The sequence below is a fragment of the Arenimonas sp. genome (genome assembly GCF_041919775.1).
Taxonomy (GTDB): domain Bacteria; phylum Pseudomonadota; class Gammaproteobacteria; order Xanthomonadales; family Xanthomonadaceae; genus Arenimonas.
Map to the genome: position 1 here is coordinate 142,606 of NZ_JAYRTE010000004.1, position 18,201 is coordinate 160,806.

Annotated in this window: 17 protein-coding genes; 7 read left to right on the forward strand and 10 right to left on the reverse strand. The window is 69.1% G+C overall.

The genetic code is table 11. The annotated features are described in order from the left end of the window. Position 1: 1 nt before the first annotated feature. Together ACE3TE_RS04380 and ACE3TE_RS04385 are read right to left on the reverse strand one after the other, a co-directional pair. A complete protein-coding gene (locus tag ACE3TE_RS04380) occupies positions 2-553 on the reverse strand; it encodes an SRPBCC family protein (RefSeq protein WP_374602535.1) in 552 nt (183 codons plus the stop codon). 62 nt (positions 554-615) lie between these two features. Next, positions 616-1,188, reverse strand: a complete 573-nt coding sequence (locus tag ACE3TE_RS04385; protein ID WP_374602537.1) for a hypothetical protein — start codon at positions 1,186-1,188, stop codon at positions 616-618. Between the two features lie 69 nt (positions 1,189-1,257). On the opposite strand from ACE3TE_RS04385, the gene ACE3TE_RS04390 reads away from it, so the two are divergent. After that, entirely contained in the window at positions 1,258-2,214 is a 957-nt protein-coding gene (locus ACE3TE_RS04390; protein ID WP_374602538.1) for a DUF808 domain-containing protein, read from the forward strand. Positions 2,215-2,220: 6 nt separating this feature from the next. On the opposite strand, the gene ACE3TE_RS04395 is transcribed toward ACE3TE_RS04390, so the two are convergent. Further along, positions 2,221-3,555: a M24 family metallopeptidase gene (locus tag ACE3TE_RS04395; protein ID WP_374602540.1), complete on the reverse strand. Its 1,335-nt coding sequence runs from the start codon at positions 3,553-3,555 to the stop codon at positions 2,221-2,223. Between the two features lie 128 nt (positions 3,556-3,683). Between ACE3TE_RS04395 and ACE3TE_RS04400 the strand changes: the two genes are divergently transcribed. Then, complete coding sequence (locus ACE3TE_RS04400) at positions 3,684-4,517, forward strand: PhzF family phenazine biosynthesis protein (RefSeq protein WP_374602542.1); 834 nt, start codon at positions 3,684-3,686, stop codon at positions 4,515-4,517. A gap of 3 nt (positions 4,518-4,520) precedes the next feature. Here the strand turns inward: ACE3TE_RS04400 and ACE3TE_RS04405 are convergent, their stop codons facing one another. The 3 genes from ACE3TE_RS04405 to ACE3TE_RS04415 all read right to left on the reverse strand — a co-directional run bounded on the left by ACE3TE_RS04405 (position 4,521) and on the right by ACE3TE_RS04415 (position 7,435). Next, positions 4,521-5,789, reverse strand: a complete 1,269-nt coding sequence (locus ACE3TE_RS04405; protein WP_374602544.1) for a response regulator — start codon at positions 5,787-5,789, stop codon at positions 4,521-4,523. Positions 5,790-5,877: 88 nt separating this feature from the next. Continuing rightward, entirely contained in the window at positions 5,878-6,453 is a 576-nt protein-coding gene (locus tag ACE3TE_RS04410; RefSeq protein WP_374602545.1) for a hypothetical protein, read from the reverse strand. 112 nt (positions 6,454-6,565) lie between these two features. Further along, positions 6,566-7,435 (reverse strand): transporter substrate-binding domain-containing protein, encoded by an 870-nt coding sequence (locus tag ACE3TE_RS04415; RefSeq protein WP_374602547.1) that lies wholly within the window; start codon positions 7,433-7,435, stop codon positions 6,566-6,568. Positions 7,436-7,670: 235 nt separating this feature from the next. Here ACE3TE_RS04415 and ACE3TE_RS04420 point away from each other — a divergent pair, with 235 nt between their 5' ends. From ACE3TE_RS04420 to ACE3TE_RS04435, 4 genes are all read left to right on the forward strand, one after another. Beyond that, positions 7,671-8,438 carry a histone H1-like repetitive region-containing protein gene (locus ACE3TE_RS04420; RefSeq protein WP_374602549.1) on the forward strand — a complete coding sequence of 256 codons (768 nt, stop codon included), beginning with the start codon at positions 7,671-7,673 and terminating at the stop codon, positions 8,436-8,438. A gap of 67 nt (positions 8,439-8,505) precedes the next feature. Beyond that, on the forward strand, positions 8,506-9,552 hold the full coding sequence (locus tag ACE3TE_RS04425) for a diguanylate cyclase (protein WP_374602551.1): 1,047 nt from the start codon (positions 8,506-8,508) through the stop codon (positions 9,550-9,552). Positions 9,553-9,622: 70 nt separating this feature from the next. Beyond that, positions 9,623-11,305, forward strand: a complete 1,683-nt coding sequence (locus ACE3TE_RS04430) for a Zn-dependent hydrolase (protein WP_374602553.1) — start codon at positions 9,623-9,625, stop codon at positions 11,303-11,305. Positions 11,306-11,374: 69 nt separating this feature from the next. Next, the gene (locus ACE3TE_RS04435) at positions 11,375-13,957 is read left to right on the forward strand and encodes a hypothetical protein (protein WP_374602555.1); all 2,583 of its coding nucleotides are present in this window, start codon (positions 11,375-11,377) and stop codon (positions 13,955-13,957) included. A 2-nt stretch (positions 13,958-13,959) separates the two neighbouring features. Here ACE3TE_RS04435 and ACE3TE_RS04440 read toward each other — a convergent pair whose 3' ends face one another. Further along, positions 13,960-14,226, reverse strand: a complete 267-nt coding sequence (locus ACE3TE_RS04440; RefSeq protein ID WP_374602557.1) for a DksA/TraR family C4-type zinc finger protein — start codon at positions 14,224-14,226, stop codon at positions 13,960-13,962. A gap of 64 nt (positions 14,227-14,290) precedes the next feature. Next, entirely contained in the window at positions 14,291-14,530 is a 240-nt protein-coding gene (locus ACE3TE_RS04445; protein WP_374602559.1) for a hypothetical protein, read from the reverse strand. Between the two features lie 150 nt (positions 14,531-14,680). Here ACE3TE_RS04445 and ACE3TE_RS04450 point away from each other — a divergent pair, with 150 nt between their 5' ends. Continuing rightward, on the forward strand, positions 14,681-15,898 hold the full coding sequence (locus tag ACE3TE_RS04450) for a diguanylate cyclase (RefSeq protein ID WP_374602560.1): 1,218 nt from the start codon (positions 14,681-14,683) through the stop codon (positions 15,896-15,898). Here the strand turns inward: ACE3TE_RS04450 and ACE3TE_RS04455 are convergent. Then, complete coding sequence (locus ACE3TE_RS04455) at positions 15,865-16,941, reverse strand: c-type cytochrome (protein ID WP_374602562.1); 1,077 nt, start codon at positions 16,939-16,941, stop codon at positions 15,865-15,867. The two genes, ACE3TE_RS04450 and ACE3TE_RS04455, sit on opposite strands and share 34 nt — an antisense overlap. 93 nt (positions 16,942-17,034) lie before the next feature. Then, positions 17,035-18,177 (reverse strand): NAD-dependent epimerase/dehydratase family protein, encoded by a 1,143-nt coding sequence (locus tag ACE3TE_RS04460; protein WP_374602564.1) that lies wholly within the window; start codon positions 18,175-18,177, stop codon positions 17,035-17,037. Positions 18,178-18,201 lie beyond the last annotated feature (24 nt).

Below are 18,201 nucleotides of genomic sequence, written 5' to 3' on the forward strand. Positions count from 1 at the left end.
GTCAGTCGCCCTTCGTCGCGCCGGGACCGGCCTGACGCTTCAGGAGAAACTGCACAAGGCCGTCGAGCTGCTGCGCCTGTACCCGGTCGACCACCGGCGCGAATTGCGACAGGTCATCGGGGCTGTAGCCGCCGACGCGATACCACAGCGTTATCCGGGTGCCGCCCTCGTCGGCCGCTGCCAGACGGAACTCCAGGGTGCCGTCCAGGCCCATGCCCTGCAGCGGGCCGAGACCACCGGCCAGGCGCAGCGTCTTGCCCGGATCCACGAACACAACCTCGAGGTGGCGCGCCTGGCGATCACCGTCCCGTTCGCAGAAACAGCCGCCGGCGCGCGCTTCGATGCTGAGGTTTCCGGACTCGCCCCACCAGGTGTGGTCGGCCGGCCACCAGCGGCCCACGTGGTTTACCAGCGCCTCCCAGGTTTCATCCGCCGACGCGGGCACCGACGCGCTGTTCTCAAGCGTGAAACCTTCCGGGCGGCTGTCCTTGACCCCGGCGGCCGCGGTCCACGGCAGCAGGCAGACCAACAGGGCAATCGCGGGCAAACGCATGGTCAATCTCCGGCAGAAGACCGCCATTTAGCCCGCCCCGGGGGCGCGCTGGCAAGCCCGGTTCAGGGCTGCAAGGCGCGCAAGGCGGCAAGGCGTTCGCGCTGCTCCGCGCTGAAGGCGTGTTCGGTCAACAGGCGCTGGCCGTCCGGATCCTGGAGCGCGAGCGCAAGCACCCGAACGCGCACCGGCGTGCCTTCGGGTGGCGCCTTGAGCGCCCAGTCGCTGTCTCCGCGCGGCGTCATCGTGATGGCTTGCCCGCCGCCCGGAACCAGCGGTTCGGCCAGTGGCACGTCAAACACCTGATCGAGCCAGGGATCGCCCCCGCCTTCATTGGCGAAACTTGCCAGCAGCGAAACCCGGGCCACCGTGACCGGGCTGCCGTTGGCCAGCGCCACCTTCACCGCCGGCACCTGCTGGCCGGTAACCGGGTCGGGCCCGTGGCCATAGCTGGCGTGCAGCACTTCAAAGCCCGTCACCGCATCGCGGGAAGCGACCACCTGCGACTCCAGGCGTTCGAGCTCGGCGCGTTCCGCGACGAGCTCCGCGTCCTGCGCCGCACCGGCATCCGGCGTGTCGCTGCCCTGGCAGCCCAGCAGGCCGGCAGCGAGCAGCAGCAAGAGAATGGATCTGAACATGGGGATCTCCGGAACCAGGGGCAAAGACCTTATGCCAGAATCGGGGCCTGTTTTCGTCCGGAACCGCCAATGGCCTCCAGCCTGCTTGCCCTGCTCGACGACATCGCGACCCTGCTCGACGACGTGTCGGTGATGACCAAGGTCGCCACCAAGAAAACCGCCGGTGTGCTGGGCGACGACCTGGCGCTCAATGCCCAGCAGGTTTCCGGGGTGAAGCCGGACCGCGAGCTGCCGGTCGTCTGGGCGGTCTTCAAGGGCTCGGCACGCAACAAGCTGATCCTCGTGCCCGGCGCGCTCGCCATCGCGGCCTTCGAGGCCTGGCTGCGCGGGCGCGGCTGGGACATCCCGATCATCGTCACGCTGATGCTCATCGGCGGCGCCTTCCTGTGTTACGAGGGCGTGGAAAAACTCGCGCACAAGTTCCTGCATTCCCCGGAGGAAGACGAAGCCGAGGTCGCGCGGCTGCTCGAAGCCGCCTCGGACGAAAAGATCGACCTGGTCGCGTTTGAAAAGAACAAGATCAAGGGCGCGATCCGCACCGACTTCATTCTCTCCGCCGAGATCATCGTGCTCACCCTCGGCACGGTGGCCGGCCGGGAATTCAGCGTGCAGATTGGCGTGCTGGTGGCCATTGCCGCGCTGATGACCGTCGGCGTGTATGGCCTGGTCGCGGGCATCGTCAAGCTCGACGACGCCGGCCTGCACCTTAGCAAGCGCCCCGGCAGCGGCGGCATGGGCCAGGCGATCCGCGCCTTTGGTCGCGGCATCCTCTACAGCGCGCCCTGGCTGATGAAGTTCCTGTCGGTGGCCGGCACCGCGGCGATGTTCCTGGTCGGCGGCGGCATCTTCACCCACTCCATCCCGTTCCTGCACCACCTGGCCGAGGCCGTGATCCCCGAAGGTGCGCTGGGCATGCCCGTCACCCTGCTGGTGGACGCCGTGGTCGGCATCCTGGTGGGCATCGTCGTGGTGGCGGCGATCACCGCCTGGGGCAAGCTGCGCGGAAAACCTGCCGCGGCGCACTGAACGCGATCAGCGCACCACGTGCCAGCGGGTCTGGCGGCCAGCCGGGAACGACAGCCGTTCGCCGTCGAAATGGCCGCCCTGCTCCAGCTTCACCTGCACCCAGGTGTCGCCCCATTCGGGCACGGGTGAACGCACGTTGCCTTCGATGGCGTAGGTCGTCGAGGGATGCAGCGGCCATTCGCTGCCTGGCGTACCGCCCTGCTGCGCGTCCCACATGCCGATGGTCGGGCCGGCGGCGTGGCCGAAGAAACCCAGCGGATGGGTGTAGGTACTGGCGGCAAGCCCCTCTTTTTCCACCGCGGCATGGGTGGCGTGCAGGATCTCATCGCCGCTGCGGCCAGTGATGAAGTTCGCAGCCAGCAGGTCCTGCCAGCGGTTGCCCGCGGCCAGGGCCTTGCGCAGTCCTTCGGGGACATCGGTTTCCCCTTCCCGCAGCACGTAGCCCATTTCCTGGGTGTCGGTGCACAGCTTCAGGTAACAGCCGCCGATGTCGGTGTGCAGCACGTCGCCCCGTTCAATGACACCCTCGCTCCCGCAAAAGACGCTGTCGCGGCTGCAGTCGTCGCCGGCGCGCTGGCGGTTGACGTCCGGGTGGAACCAGACGGGCATGCCCAGGGCCTCGAGGCGCCTGCGGATGTACCAGGCCACCTCGTCGGTGTGGGTCTTGCCGGGTTCGATCACCAGGTTGGAGAACGCCTCGGCGATGACGGCGCGGGCCGCCTGCATCGCCGCTGCGTGGTGCTCGCGTTCGGAGGCAAGCCGGGTTTCGGTCCAGCGCACGACGAGGTCCTGCGCCGATACCAGACGGCTTTCGCAGCCCTCCGGAAGCACCGCCAGCAGACGTTGGCGCAGGCCGTGGCTGAGGCCGTCGGCGATGGCCCAGTCACGCGAAACGTTTATGCCAATGCGTTCCGGGTCGCGCGTGGCGATCAGCTGGCCCAGGGCCTGCCATTGTTCATCGAGGTCACCGCCGGCCCAGGCGGACTCGAACGGATCGCCCAGCGGGTAGCGGTTCACCGCCAGCCGTTCGACCGTGCCGTCCGGGCGGCGATGGAAAGCCAGCAGCGTGGTCCGGCGTGCGGCGAAGCTCGGCTGCGGCACCAGCGTGAAGTACACCGGGTCCTCGGCGTACTCGCGCGACAGCACGAGCCACATGTCCAGGTTGGTTTCGGCCATCAGGCGCGGCAGCAGGGTTTCCAGCCGCTCGGCGAGGATCTGGTTTTCGACCTCGATCCGGGCCTCGGGCGCCAGCAGCCTGGGCATGGCCGGCGAGTCCGGGGCTGCCAGCGCGGGCGCAGGCAGGCACAGCAGCAGGGCCAGGCCCAAGGGCTTGCGATTCATGGCGGCGAATTTCCTGTTCGTTCGTTCCCGCCGAGCATACCTTCGGCAGTCACCGTCGCCGGCACTTCCGGCCCATGCAGGCCATCGCGTGACCGGCGCACTATCACCCGCAGCCTCAGGAGGATCCCGTGCACCTTCAGCGAATCGCCGCATTTTCCGAGTCCGGCCGCGGCGGCAACCCCGCCGGCGTGGTCCTGGCCGACGCACTGCCCGACGCCGCCAGCATGCAGGCCCTGGCAGCGGACGTGGGCTACTCGGAAACCGTGTTCGCCGCACCCGCTGGCGATGCCTGGCGTGTACGGTACTTCTCGCCGCTGGCGGAAGTCCCCTTCTGCGGTCACGCGACGATCGCACTGGGAGCCGCCCTGGCCAATCGCGAAGGCGATGGCGTGTACGCGCTGCAACTCAGCCGCGCGCATATCCAGGTCGAGGCGTGGCGCGAACGCGGACGGGTGATGGCGGCGCTGCAGTCGCCGCCCACCCGCAGCCGCCCCGCGGAGCCGGGTTTGGTATCGGAGGCCATGGCTTTGTTCGACCTGGACCAAGGCGATCTCGATCCGTCACTGCCGCCGGGCCTGATGCACGCCGGCGCCGACCATCTCTTGCTCGCTTTGCGGGACCGCCAGCGGCTGGCCAGCATGCGCTACCCCTTCGAGGCAGGTCGCCGGCTGATGCAGGACGCCGGGCTCACCACCATCGCCCTGGTCGTCGCGGAGTCACCGCAGCGCTTCCATGCGCGCAATGCCTTCGCGATTGGCGGCGTCGTCGAGGACCCGGCAACCGGAGCAGCCGCAGCGGCGCTGGGCGGGATGCTGCGCGACCTGGGCTGGCCGCATGGGGGCGCCGTGGACATCCTGCAGGGCCAGGACATGGGCTCGCCCTCGCGGCTGCACGTGCAGGTGGGCCCGGAGCCGGGAGAATCGGTGCGGGTGAGCGGCGAAACCCACCGCATCGATGACTGAAGCCTACTTCTGCAGGAACTCGATCAGCTGCCTGCGCTGGTTCGGCCCCAGCAGGCGCAGCAGCGGCAGCAGCCGGCCAATGACCGCCGGCAGCCTGGGCATCACCTCCTGCACCCGTCCCGCCTGCAGGTGGTCCAGGACCTCGTCCACCCGCACCACTTCGCGCACAGGTGGCGGCGCCGGGGCGGGCGCCGTTGGTGCGGCGACGGTGGCTTGCGTCGGCGCCGGAACGGCCGGCGCGGCTGGCGTTGGCGTCGGCACCGCGACCGGCGGTTCGGGCGCTGGAACGGTTGGGACCGTTTGCTCAGCCACGGGTGCCGGTGCAGGTGGGACAGCGTCGGCCGCCGGAGCCAGCTGAGGCGCCGGCGGCAGCACCGCCAGCCCGGATTCGCGGGCGACATCCAGACGCGCCTGGCAGGCGTCCATGGCCTCGTCCGGCCCCAGGCTGGCATCGGTCAGCGGCGTCAGCACGGCGGCGTGCAGCACCACCGCCACCGGCTCGCCCTCGTGCAGCGGCGGGTTGGCCATCACCTCGGCCTGCAGGCGTTCGACCATCGCGGCGATGCCGGCTTCCTCGCCGCCCGGCAGGCTCAGCGCGAAGCTGCCCAGGCCCACGCGCGCGGCCGTGTCCTCCTTGCGGATGCGGGCGCGCAGCAGGCGCGCCACCTGCAGCACCAGGGCCTCGGCGACGTCACGGCCGTTGTGGAGGAAGAACCGCTGGAAATCCTCTACGTCCAGGCGGACCAGGCAAAGCGCCTGTTCGTGCCGGCGTGCATAGGCCATGTCCTGGCGAAGGCGGTCCATGAAACCGGCCCTGTTGGCCAGGCCGGTCAGGCCGTCGAGCATCACCTGCGACTGCAGCTGGCGGGTGACGCGCTGGTAGGTCGAGTGGGCGCGGGCACGCGCCACCAGGTCGGAGGTGGTGAAGGGCTTGGTGATGAAGTCGGTGGCGCCGAGGTCCAGCGCCTTCATCCGCGCCTTCTCGTCGTTCTCGGCGCCGGTGACCACGATCACCGGCAGGCCCTGGATGCCGGCGTCCTGTGCGCCGCGGATTTCGCGCAGCAGTTCGTAGCCGTCCATGTTGGGCATGTTGAGGTCGGTGAAGACCACCTGGATGCCGGCGTCGCGCCCGACCTGGCTCCAGGCGTCGTGGCCGTCCTCGGCCGTGATGACGTCGAATTCATCGCCGAGCATCTTGTGCGCGGCCTTGCGCATCAGCTTGGAGTCATCCACCACCAGGATGCGGGCCTTGCCCGTGCCCTCGACGCTCATCGGTCGCCCCTGCCCTGCGAGTCCCGGCCCACGTTACCGCAAGCCTGCCTGGCTGCCCAAGATCGGCATCACATTTCAGCCCCGGGCCTCAGTGGCGCCAGTGGAAATCGAGGAGCCCGGTCACCGGCGCGGCGCCCGCTTCCCGGAACAGGCCATCCCCACGGGTCTCGAAACTCACCCGGAGTCGTCCGGCCTGGTGGTCGACTTCGATGACGCCGCTGCCGCTGGGCAGCATGCGCCGTCCGCGCCCCGGGTCGGTTTCTTCGGCCAGGACCACTTCGCCGACGCCGGAACGTGCCTGTTGGGCCGGGTCGCCAAGCGACACCGCGGCATACTCGCCGGACAGGTCCTGCTGCCCTTCGGGCACGTTCAGCACCAGGCGGGCATACAGGCTGTTGTCGGGGTTGGCGAGTTCAAAACTGTAGGCCACCACGTTTTCCGCCACGCGTGCGCGACTGTGCCGGACCTCCGGCGTCCGGAAGGAAAAGGGCTGGCCGTCGACTTCGAAACTGACCTGGTTGCCGCCCAGCAGGGCTTCGCCGGCGGGAGCGGCCAGGCCCTGCGGCGCCACGCTGCCCGCCGCGCCGCCACCGCCACCTGCGGCCTGGGCGCAGCCCACGCCGGCAAGCACCAATCCGAGAAACCAGCGGAGGCGAATGGACATCGTGCACGATCCCAGGCCAGGCCCCGCGGGGCCGCTAATCAGGAACTACGCAGCCCTGCCCCGTGTCCGGCCAGCCGCGCTGGTTGTCGCCGCGATGCGCCGATGCAATGGTTCAGTCCGGGCGCACCTGACGCTTCCGGGCCGCACGCCGGCCGGCCACCAGATAAGCAAGCCCGGCCAGCAGCACGGGCACCGCCGGTACCAGCCACCAGCGTGACCACTCCGGAGCGGATTGGGCGGCAGGCGGCTCCAGCCAGCGCTTGCGCAAGGCCTGCAGTTCGCCGCTCGCCTCCAGTTCGGCGAGGCCGGCATCCAGGCGGGCGACCAGGTCGGGGCGGGCCGGGTTGATGCCGAACGCATAGTCTCTTTCGAGCCAGGCGGGGCTGGCCGGCTCGACGCCCTCCAGTCCCTGCATCGCGATGGCGTAATGGCCGGTGTCCGACGGCAGCAGCGCGAAGTCGGCATCCCCGCGCATCACCTCCACCAGCACCAGGGATTCTTCGTTGACCGGGCGCAGCACGGCGTCGATGCGTTCGTTGATCAGCCATTCCCAGGCCATGCCGCCGAACTGCACGGCAACCCGACGCCCGGCCAGTTGCTGCGGATCCTCGATCCATTCGCCGCCCCGGCCGAAGAGCAGGTGACCGCGACGCATGAAGGGCTTGCTGAAGAGGAACCGCTGCTGGCGGTCGGCCGAGTTGAACATCGGCACGACGTCCAGGTCCCCGCGCTCGAGCCGCTCGAGGGTGCGGCTCCACTCGCCAAACTCGAAGGCGAGTTCCAGCTGCTGCGATTGCGCGACAGCGCGCAGCACGCCGACATCGAACCCGGCCGCTTCGCCGTCCACATCCAGATAATGGTGCGGCGGGTAGTGCGGATCGCCGCCGACCCGCACCGGGGCGACATCCCGGGCCAGGGCGGACACAGCCACCACGCACAGCGCGCAGGCGAACGCCGCAGCAGCCACGGACTTCAGACGCATGCCAGCACGGCTCCCTTACAAGCCGCCTGTTCATCCACGATTGATTTTCCCGCCGATGCGGGCCTCGTCCCTTTGGGCGGCGAAATCGCCTGATTCGTGCATTCCATCGGCCAGAAGCCCCTTCGGCGGTGGCTTGATCATAGGGCACCGCGACGGCCATGCAAGCCGGTGGCGGCGGGCCGGGTTTGGTCTAGACTCAAGCCGTTCGCTTCCCCCCGTAGCCAAGGAGGTTGCAATGGCCAGTTCCGCCCGCAAGTCCCCTGCCCGCAAACCGGCGGCGAAAAAAGCCCCGGCGAAGAAGAAGGCAGCCAGCAAGGCCGCCGCCAGGAAGTCCGCCACGAAGAAGACTGCTGCCAGCAAGCCCGCCGCGAAGAAGTCCGCTGCGAAGAAGTCTGTCGCGAAGAAGCCGGCTGCGAAGAAGGCAGTCGCCAAGAAATCGGTTGCAAAGAAGGCTGTCGCGAAGAAGTCCGCTGCGAAAAAGCCTGTCGCGAAAAAATCCTCTTCGAAGAAATCTGCTGCGAAGAAGCCGGCTGCGAAGAAGTCAGTCGCCAAGAAGTCGGCTGCAAGGAAAACCGCCGCGAAGAAGTCCGTCGCGAAAAAGCCGGCTGCGAAGAAGGCAGTTGCCAGGAGGCCGGCCGCAAAAAAGGCCGTCACGAAGAAGTCGGCCGCGAAGAAGCCCGTCGCCAGGAAAACACCGGCCAGCAAGTCCACCGCGAGCCCGCCGTCCGCGCGCAAGGCCGCCGCACGCGGGGCGCGCAAGCCCGTTGCGGCGAAGGTTCCGGCGCCGAAGACGGCCAGCGCGACCCCTGTGGCCGCCGCAGCCGCCCTGGCACCCGCGCTACCGGTGGCCGCCGCGGCCAGCAACGAAAGCAGCAAGGGGCCCATGCAGGCACGCTCGCAAAAGGCACACATCCCGCTGCAGCGGGAGCTTCCGGGACCACACGGATCGAAGTTCCAGCCCAACAACGGGCACCGGTACATGCACCGCAAGATCCCGCGCTGAGGCCGGGCGCCGGGCGGCATCGGCCGCCCGGCGCGCCACGCGGCGCCATTTATGGTGAGATGGCGGCATGGCCTTTCGTCCCCGTTACCTTCCCCGGCTCACCTATCCTTTCCGCGTCCTGGGCATGAGCCTGGCGGCCCTGCCGATCGGCGTGGTGCTGCACGACCTGCAGGCCGGCTGGTTGCCCTGGGCCTGGCTGGTCCTGAGCTGCGGGATCTGGCCGCACCTGGCCTATGTCTGGGCGCGCCGCAGCGCCGATCCCTACGCCGCGGAAGCGCGTAATTTCCTGGTCGACTCGATCCTGGCCGGCAGCTGGGTGCCGATGATGCACTTCAACCTGCTGCCTTCGGCCGTGCTGGTCACGGTGGTGACCGCCGACAAGGTCAACTCCGGCATTCCCGGGCTGTGGCTGCGCGCCCTGCCCGCGATGCTGCTGTCGATGCTGCTGGTCGGGCTGGCCACCGGATTCGAGGTGGACCTGCCCAGCCGCACGGCGGTCGTGCTGGCCTGCCTGCCGATCATGATGATCCACACCCTGGCCGTCAGCGCCAACATCTACCGGCTGATGCGGCGCGTGCAGGCCCAGAACGTCCAGCTCGAAGAAGTAAACCGGCGCGACGGCCTCACCGGTCTCGACAGCCGCGGCCATTGGGAAGACCAGGCCCGACGCCTCCTGCAGAGGCATCGCGGCGAGGACGCGCCGGCAAGCCTGCTGCTGCTCGACATCGACCACTTCAAACGCATCAACGACCGCCACGGCCACGGCGTCGGCGACGACGTGCTGCGGGCGCTGGCCGGGCGCATGCGGGAGTCGCTTCCGCCTGATGGCATCCGCGGAAGACTGGGCGGCGACGAGTTCGTCGTGGCCCTGCCGCTCCGTCCGGACGAAGCCCTGGCGCAGGCGGAACGATTGCGTGCGGCGGTGCAGTCGCTGTCGTTCCCGGGGCAGCCCGATCTGGAAATTTCGATCAGCGTCGGCCTGGCATCCCCGCCCGCCACCGGCGACCTGCGTGCGTGGCTGGAAGCCGCCGATGCCGCCCTTTACCGCGCCAAGCACGGCGGACGGAACCGGACCGAACACCTGACGCCCGAGGTGGCCGGCTCGCCGTCCTGAGTTTCGGCCCGGCCCCTGTCGCCGGCAATTGCACTACGATTGGGGCTTCCTGCTGCCCACGGAGCCTGCCATGACGCGCCGCCTGCCCCTTCTCGCCGCTGCGACCGCCCTCGCCCTGGGCCTCATCGCCTGCCAGCCCGCCGTGGAAGCCCCGCAACCGGAAGCTGGCGCCGCTGCCGGTGCCGAAGGGACGTCCTCCGATACCGACATCGCGGCCAAGGTGAACGCCTACGCCGAGGTGCCGCTGACGGCCGACCTGTCACACCTGTCCGACGGTGACCGCGACGCCATCCGCCTGCTGCTCCAGGCCGGCGAAATCATGGATGCCCTGTTCTGGGAGCAGGTCTACGGCGACAAGGACACGCTGCTGGCCGGCATCGACGACAAGGCCACCCGTCGCTTCGTCGAGATCAACTACGGACCCTGGGACCGGCTGGACGGCGACAAGCCCTTCGTGGAGGGCGTTGGCCCGCGTCCGCCGGGGGCGCGTTTCTATCCGCAGGACATGGACAAGCAGGAGTTCGAAGCGGCCGACCTGCCCGACAAGGACGGGCTGTACACCCTGGTGCGCCGAAACGAGGCGGGTAAGCTGATCGTCGTTCCGTATCACGTCGAGTGGGCCGAAAAACTCGGCAAGGCCGCGGACCTGCTGCGCCAGGCCGCCGAGGTCGCCAGCGACGAGGGCTTCCGCACCTACCTGCGCCTGCGCGCCGATGCGCTGGTGTCGGGCGACTACCAGCCCAGCGACATGGCCTGGATGGACATGAAGACCAGCCCCATCGACGTCGTTATCGGCCCGATCGAGAGCTACCAGGACGCGCTGTTCGGCACCAAGACGGCCTTCGAGGCCTTCGTGCTGGTGCGCGACATCGAATGGAGCGAACGCCTGGCGAAATTCGCCGCCCACCTGCCGGCGCTGCAGCGCGGCCTGCCGGTGGACGAGGCCTACAAGGCGGAGATGCCCGGCACCGATGCCGACCTCAACGCCTACGACGCCATCTTCTACGGCGGCGACGCCAACTCCGGCGCCAAGACCATCGCCATCAACCTGCCCAATGACGAAGAGGTGCAGCTGGCCAAGGGTTCGCGCCGCCTGCAGCTCAAGAACGCGATGCGCGCGAAGTTCGACCGAATCCTGGTGCCGATCAGCGACGAACTGATCGCCGACGACCAGCAGGCCAACATCACCTTCGACGCCTTCTTCGAGAACGTGATGTTCCACGAAGTCGCGCACGGCCTGGGCATCAAGAACACCCTCGACGGCGAAGGCACCGTGCGCGAAGCGCTGACCGACCTCACCAGCGCCTACGAAGAAGGCAAGGCCGACATCCTGGGCCTGTACATGATCGGCGCGCTGGGCGACATGGGCGAGCTGGACAAGCAAAAGCGCATGGACAACTACGTCACCTTCCTTGCCGGCATCTTCCGCTCGGTGCGCTTCGGCGCTTCCAGCGCGCACGGCAAGGCCAACATGCTGGCCTTCAATTGGCTTGAACGCGAAGGCGCCTTCAGCCGCGACCCGGACACCGGCAAGTACCGCGTGGATTACGAGCGCATGGAAGCCGCGGTGGATTCGCTGTCGGCGAAGATCCTCACCCTGCAGGGCGACGGCGATTACGAAGGCGCCAAGGCGCTGCTCGAGGAACAGGGCCTGATCGGACCACAGCTGCAGTCCGACCTCGACCGCGTGCAGGCCGCCGGCATCCCGGTGGACATCGTGTTCAAGCAGGGGCCGGCGGTGCTGGGGCTGTAAATCCCGCTCGTGCTGGCGGAGTTCGATCGCGCACTTCGTAGTCTCCGGGCAGAGACCCGGAGCCAGCGCATGTTCTTATCCCGAGCCACCGCCTGCCTGTTCGCCCTGCTGCCCGCGCTGGCCGGAGCCGAGGACAGCGCGACCCTGTGGCGGCAGTCGCCGCCGCCGTTCGAGGTGTATGACGAGGGGCTCGCCGGACCGGGAGGCAATGGCCGGGCCACCCGCCCGTTGGCCGAAGCCGGCCAATGGCAGTGGTACCTGCCCCCCGTCCAGCCAGACGAGGCCCGCAACCATGCCCTTGCCGTGGCAGCGCGCCATACGGCGGAACGGCTCAGGCGCCTGGGTCTTCGCGCCCCGGTGCTGACGATCCACGAGGACCACTACCCGCTGTACCTCGTGAAGAGCCTGGGCAGCTCCGCGGCGCACTACGGCCCGGGCTACCGCGAGTTCGGCGACATCGAGCGGGAGCGCCTAAGGACCGACGACTGGGACTGGGCGGTGGTGGTGGGAGAAGACGGCGCGTTCGGCAAGGACTTCGGCATCTACCCGGAAAAGGGTGCGCTCTCGGTGGGTCACGAATTGTTCCACGGCATCCAGCGTGCCTACCCCGCCTGGAGCACGCATGCGCGTGGCCAACGCCACGATGGCCAATGGGTGACCGAAGCCCTGCCCGATGCGCTGGGCCTGTGGACCATCAAGGACCTTTCGCTCTGGGGCAGCCCTCCGTTCGACTGGCGTCGGCGCTTCGCCAGCGGCAGCCAACGCTTCGGCAAGGTCCTCGGGATGCGGCCCTACGACTATCCCCTGGACGTGCGGACCGCGCCGACCCGCATGGAGATCTATGCCCAGGGGGTCCGGCCGGACCAGCGGGCGCTCATGACGTCCTACATGAGCAGCTCCTTCTGGCGCTACGTGTTCGAGGCCTCGCTGCCCGGGGACCGGGCCTGGCGCCCGCTCGTCCCCGCGCTCGACGACGGCCCCGTGGCAGGCGCGGCCCGGAACCTGCGCGAGGAAAGCACGCTCTGGGCCGACCGCAGCCTTCGCCGGCACCACCCCGTCTGGCGGCGCGGACTGTACGACGCGCTGCCGGCCTTCATCGCCTGGTGGGTCCAGTTCCCGGACGAGGTGATGCGCAGCCGTCGCGGCGAATTCGCCCACGAGCGCTGGATTGGCCACGCCTTCAGCGACGGCTGCCCGCTGGTCGAGCTGGACGAGTCCACGCCCACGGTGAAGCTCGACATCAGCATCAGGTACCTGGCCGCGCGCTGCGTCCGGGTCAAGTGGACGGGGGCGACGATGGGGCGCAGCGGCTGGCCGGCGGCTTCACTGGCCGTGACCTACCGCAATCCGCTGGAGTCGCAGCCGGGTCACGTGCAGAACCAGGATCGCCCATTGAAGGCGCTTGAGGATTTCCATCTCGGGATGCACGGCGTGAACCTCGGCAAGCCGCAGGTCATCCGCGATCCGGCGACGGGAAAACCCAGCCTGCTGTGGACCGGACTGGCGCTGGATCCCCTCAATGGCGTGAGCACAAACGGCGAGGCGGTTTTGACGTTCACCAACGTCGCCCGCAAGCCGCTCGAGACCTCGGCCTTCGGTTACGACATCGTGCTTGGCATGGCCAGCGCGACTTCGCAGGGCAATCTTGTGAAGCCCGCGGAACCAAAGCAAAACAAACCGGCCTCGGCCGTGACGGTCGCCCCGCGGCGTCGCGCCCTGCCCGCCCAGGCTCCGAACGTCGCGCAGGGCGAATCGATGTCCGTGGAAACCACGCCGTCGCCGCTGGCGGCGCGCGATGACTGCCTCAATGCCACCGCCAAGATCGCCGGCGGCGGCGCCCAGGCAGGCACGCCGTCGAAAAGGACTTCCGTCTCACCCGAACTGGCCGGCATCTGCCTGGGCATGACCGCCGGCGCCAGCCGCGACGACATCCAGCCACCGCGCGAGCCGGAAGTGACACTGGACCTGCCGCACGTCCCGGTGGGCCACACCGGCCCCATCGACGGCGCCCGCGCCCGGGTCGCCTGGCGCGACCCGGCGCTGGGCAGGAACGACTTCGTCAGCGCACGCACGCGCGACGTGCAGGTGGACATCCGCGAATCGACCGCCGGCACCGTGGCCGGAAGCTACCGGGCGCGATTCGACGCGAAGAAGGATGACGTGGCCGGCGAAGTCAGCGGCGAATTCACCGTCTGGCGGGCGGTCTCGCACGAGCGCCTGCCGCCCGTGGACGCCCTGGACCTGGTCTCCAGCGACATGCTGCTGATGGTCGCGAACACGGGCGGAAGCCTGGACGAGCTGCGCGAACGCATGCAACGCAACCTTCCGACGGCCCGTCAGCAGCGCCCCGCGGCCACCGCGGTCGCGGCGCACGGGCCCTGCCCATTGGATTGCGACGCCTTCCGTGCCGGCCAGGTCAGTGATTCCTGCCGGGCCACCTTCGCGGCGACCTATGCGGCCTGCCCCGCGGAAGGCGCCACTCCCCGCGCCGAGATCGAGGCGCTGACCCGCTGGATGATGCGCGAGATGCTGGAACCGGACCGGAGCGAGATGGTGCGCGACACCGTGGACTCGGTGATGCGCATGCCGCCGGCGGTGCGTGAGGATTGGGTGCAACGCCTGCGCAAGCAGAGGGCCGCGCAGGGCGGCTGAGCTCAACGCAGCTGGCTGTCCTTGCTGCCGCGACGGTTGTAGCCGCCGCTGGCGCGCTGTTCGCGGTCCAGGGCTTCCTGGCACTGCACGCACAGCCGGACGCCCGGCAGCGCCTTGCGGCGGGCCTCCGGGATCGCGACGTCGCACTCCTCGCAGTGTTCCAGACTTGGGCCCTTGGGCAGCTGGCTGCGTGCACGCTTGATCGCGTCCTTTACGGTCGCGTCTATCTGGTCCTGTACGGCGCCGTCGCCGGCCCAACCGGTAGCCATGGCAATCTCCTCTGGGCCGCGATTATCGCCCGCAGCCAGCGATGGAAGATTAACCCGGGCTGTTTCAGCCCCCGCAGCCGCCGCAGCAAACCGAAGGGCGCGGGCGAATGGCACCGGCTTCGACCGGATAGCCCGCTTCCGCCAGCAGTCCGGCCAGCTCGCCGGTGGTGAGCTGCGCCGCCACCCGGATGCCCGGCTGCAGTGGATCCATGTCCACCAGCGCCGCCGGATCCACGTCGCACAGCACCTTGCGTACGACCGCCAGGTCCACGCCCGGCTGCTGAAGCACGACATCAAATTCCATGAATGACTCCCGTCGATGGCCCATGGGCCTCAAGGTGAGCAGATTGGCGTGCGCGCACGCCTGCCGCCCTGACGCGGGTCAAGCCGGAATGCACCGGACCCCGGGATTAATTAACATCGGGCAACGACCCCGATCCCTGGCCCCGCCCCCTTGAGCGTCGCCTGCCGAAGGACCGCACCCCTGCATGCCCTCGTTGCCCGGACCCTGCGGGCGGCCGCGTGGTGCCTGGGCCTGCTGCTGGCTGGCGTCGCCGGTGCCACGGTGCCGCCCGCCACGCTGGACGCCGGCGTGCACGAGCTGGACCTGCTGCCGCACCTGGCGGTGCTCGAGGATCCCGACCAGGGCCTGCAACTGGCCGACGTGCTGAACGGAAGCGCCGCCAGCCGGTTCACGCCACTCGGCGACCGAACCGCCAGCTTCGGCTACAGCGATTCCGCCTGGTGGCTGCGTGCCCGCGTGGCGAACACCTCGGGCCAGCCCCGGGACCTGGTGCTGCGCCAGAGCTATGTTCTGCTCGACTATTTCGACCTCTACCTGGTCGACCAGGGACGCGTGCTGCGGCACTGGACCACCGGCGACACGCTGCCCTATTCGACCCGCCCCATCCCCCATCGCGACTACCTGTTCCCGCTCACGATGGAGCCCGGGCAGACGCTCTCGATCTACCTGCGTGCCCACTCCGAGGGCCCGGTGAACGCGGCGCTGGTCCTGTACGGACCCGAGGCGCTGGGACTGCTGCCGCACACCTGGCTGACGCAGTATGGGTTCCAGATCGGCACGATCTTCGAGTTCGTGCTGCTGTCGGTCGCGCTGGGCATCCGCGTCAAGGAAATCCGCCAGCAAAGCCGCACCGACAGCCTCACCGGCCTGGCCAACCGCAGCCGCTACGACGAACTGGTCGGACATGCTTTCGCCCAGGCCGAAGCGAGCGGATCCACGCTGGGCCTGCTGGTAATCGACGTCGACCACTTCAAGCAGGTCAACGACGCGCACGGACATGCGATCGGCGACCGCGTGCTCGAGGGCGTGGCCGAATCGCTGCGCCGGCACCTGCCGCCCCAGGCCGTGGCCAGTCGCTACGGCGGCGAAGAATTCGTGGTACTGGTGCCACGCACCGACGACGCGGCGCTGATGAGGCTGGCAGAGGAACTCCGGCGGGCGGTCGCCGCGGGTTCGCCCGGCATTCCGGTGACCGCCAGCATCGGCTTCGCCAGCACCGCCGGGCAGGCCTTCACCGACCCGCGCGGACTGTTCCGGGCCGCCGACGAAGCGCTGTACGCAGCCAAACGCATCGGGCGCAACCGCGTGGTGGGCTGGAATCAGCCTCCGTCGGATTATTTGTCGGCGCGCCCCACGGCGGTCGGGTAACCCAGCGCCACCCAGCCGCCGATGCCTTCCCAGAGCACCGCGGTGTTGGTGAAGCCTTCCTCGCGCAGGAACTTGTTCACCGAATCGGCGGCAGCGCGCGGACACTCGCAGTAGCTAATGATCCAGGTGCCGTCGCGCGGCAGGGCCGAGATCACTTCCCCGGGATTGCTGTAGTAGGGAATCGGCACCGCGCCTTCGATGTGGGCGATCTGCCACATCGACGCGACGCGGGTGTCGAGCAGCACCAGCCGGCGTTTTTCCTTGAGGATGCGGTCGAGGTCGGCGGCCGTGATGTAGTGGCCGTTCTTGAACTCGAATTCCGGCGCGGCGGCTTCCGGATTGAGCACGGCGTCGGCGAGCGCAGGCGGCGGCACCAGCGGCCGTGGATCGCTGTTCCAGCCGGTGGCGCGGCTGCGCAGGAAGGCAGTGACGTCGTCCATCTGCGTCGGCGACAGCGTGCCGGCGAAGCTTTCCATCGGGGTGCCGTCGCGGCCGTGTTCGATGGCGTAGCGCAGGAAGTTGTCCGGCGTGGTGGCCAGCATCGCCGGATTGCCCAGCGCAGTCGCGGTAACGCCCTCGCCCTCGTCGCCGTGGCAGCTGGCGCAGTGCTGCGCGTACACGCCGGCGCCGGCTTCGGCATTGCCAGCCACGCGGTCGCTGCCGACGCGGATCGGTTCCGGGCTACCGCCCTGCTCATGCAGCCACAAGACCATGCGCCGGACTTCGTCCAGGCTCATCGGGCCGCCGATCTCATCGAGATACCCGCCCATCGGCGTTCCGGGACGGCCATACGCGATGGACTCGCGCAGCAGCCAGGGAAAGGCGGTGCGCAGCAGAGAGTCCGACTTCAGCGACGGCGCGTGGTCGTTGGCGTGGCCGGCGCGGTCCGGACCATGGCAGAGCGCGCAGTAGCGCTGGTAGTCGGCTTCCGCGGCGGCGGCCTCTTCGGGCGCCAGTTTGGGGATGGGCCGCGGCTCGGCGGCATGGGCCAGCGCCGGCGACAGCAGGGTCGCCAGCAACACCATGAGGATCGATCTGCTCATGCCACGCGCTCGCTTGTGCCGGGACGGGCCCTTACTTTGCCACAGGTCCCGGCAGTCACCACCGCAGCCGCGCCGAGGAGCGCGGGGAGCCGGTCAGGCTGGCTTCGTCGCGTGCCAGGCCGCCAGCAACTCCGCCTCGCGCTCCCGGGAGATGCCTGCGCGCACCTCGGCCTGGCGCTCCGCCGGCAGCGCGCGGTACCAGGCCAGCAGGTCGGCGATCGTGGTGGCCAGGGGCCGGAAGCTCAGCCCGGCGGCGATGGCGCGGGCATTGCTGACCGTGCCGTAGCCCGAATACGGCGAGCCGGCGCGCGGCACCCAAATCGGCAGCGACACCTCGTTCTTCTCGATGAACTCCAGCGGCACGTGGGTGAAGCTGGCCGGGCCACCGGTGACCGCATGGCAGCCGTGCACGGCGGCGTCCATCGTCAGCGTGTAGTCGGGACCGCAGGCATTGAAGGTGCCCGTGGTGCCATTTTCGGCGAGGCGGATCATCCACTCGCCGAGGTCACGCCCGTCGATGATCTGGATCGGGTCCTCACCGTCGCCCGGCACCAGGATCTCCCCGCCTTCGGCGACGCGCCTGGGCCAATAGGTGAACCGGTCGGTTTCGTCGCGCGGCCCGACGATGTAACCGGGGCGAACGATGGTGACGTTCTTGCCGAACTGCTTGTGTGCCTCGGCTTCGCTGAGCGCCTTGAGCTGGCCGTAGAGCTCCATGTTGGCGCGCATCGTTTCCCAGGTTTCGGCCATGGCGTCCTTGCCGGTGTACTGCGCCAGCGCGGAGTTCTCGTCGATGCCGTGCTTGCTGCCGTCGGCATAAACCGAGATCGTCGAAATGAACAGGTAATGCCCGACGTTGCCGGCCAGCACCTTGCCGGCGTCACGCACCCAGTACGGCAGGCTGGTGGGGTTGTCGATGCATACGTCCCACTTGCGACCTTCGAGCGACTTGAGGTCGCCGGTAGTGCGGTCGCCGGAAAGCTGCTCGACCTGGTCCGCCCACTCCAGCGCCGGGCGCTTGCCGCGGTTGAAGGTGGTCACCTTGTGGCCCCGCGCCAGTGCATAGGCGACCTGGAAGGGCCCGGTGAAGCCGGTGCCACCCAGGATCAGGATGTTGAGCGGTTTGGCCACCTGCGGGATGCCGGCCACCGCGGCCTGCGCAGCGGCGAAGGACGGCAGGGCGGCACCGGCGGCCGCAAGGGCCCCGAGCTTGAGCAGGTCGCGACGGGTGGTCATGGGAGTTCCCCTGATGGTGGGCGT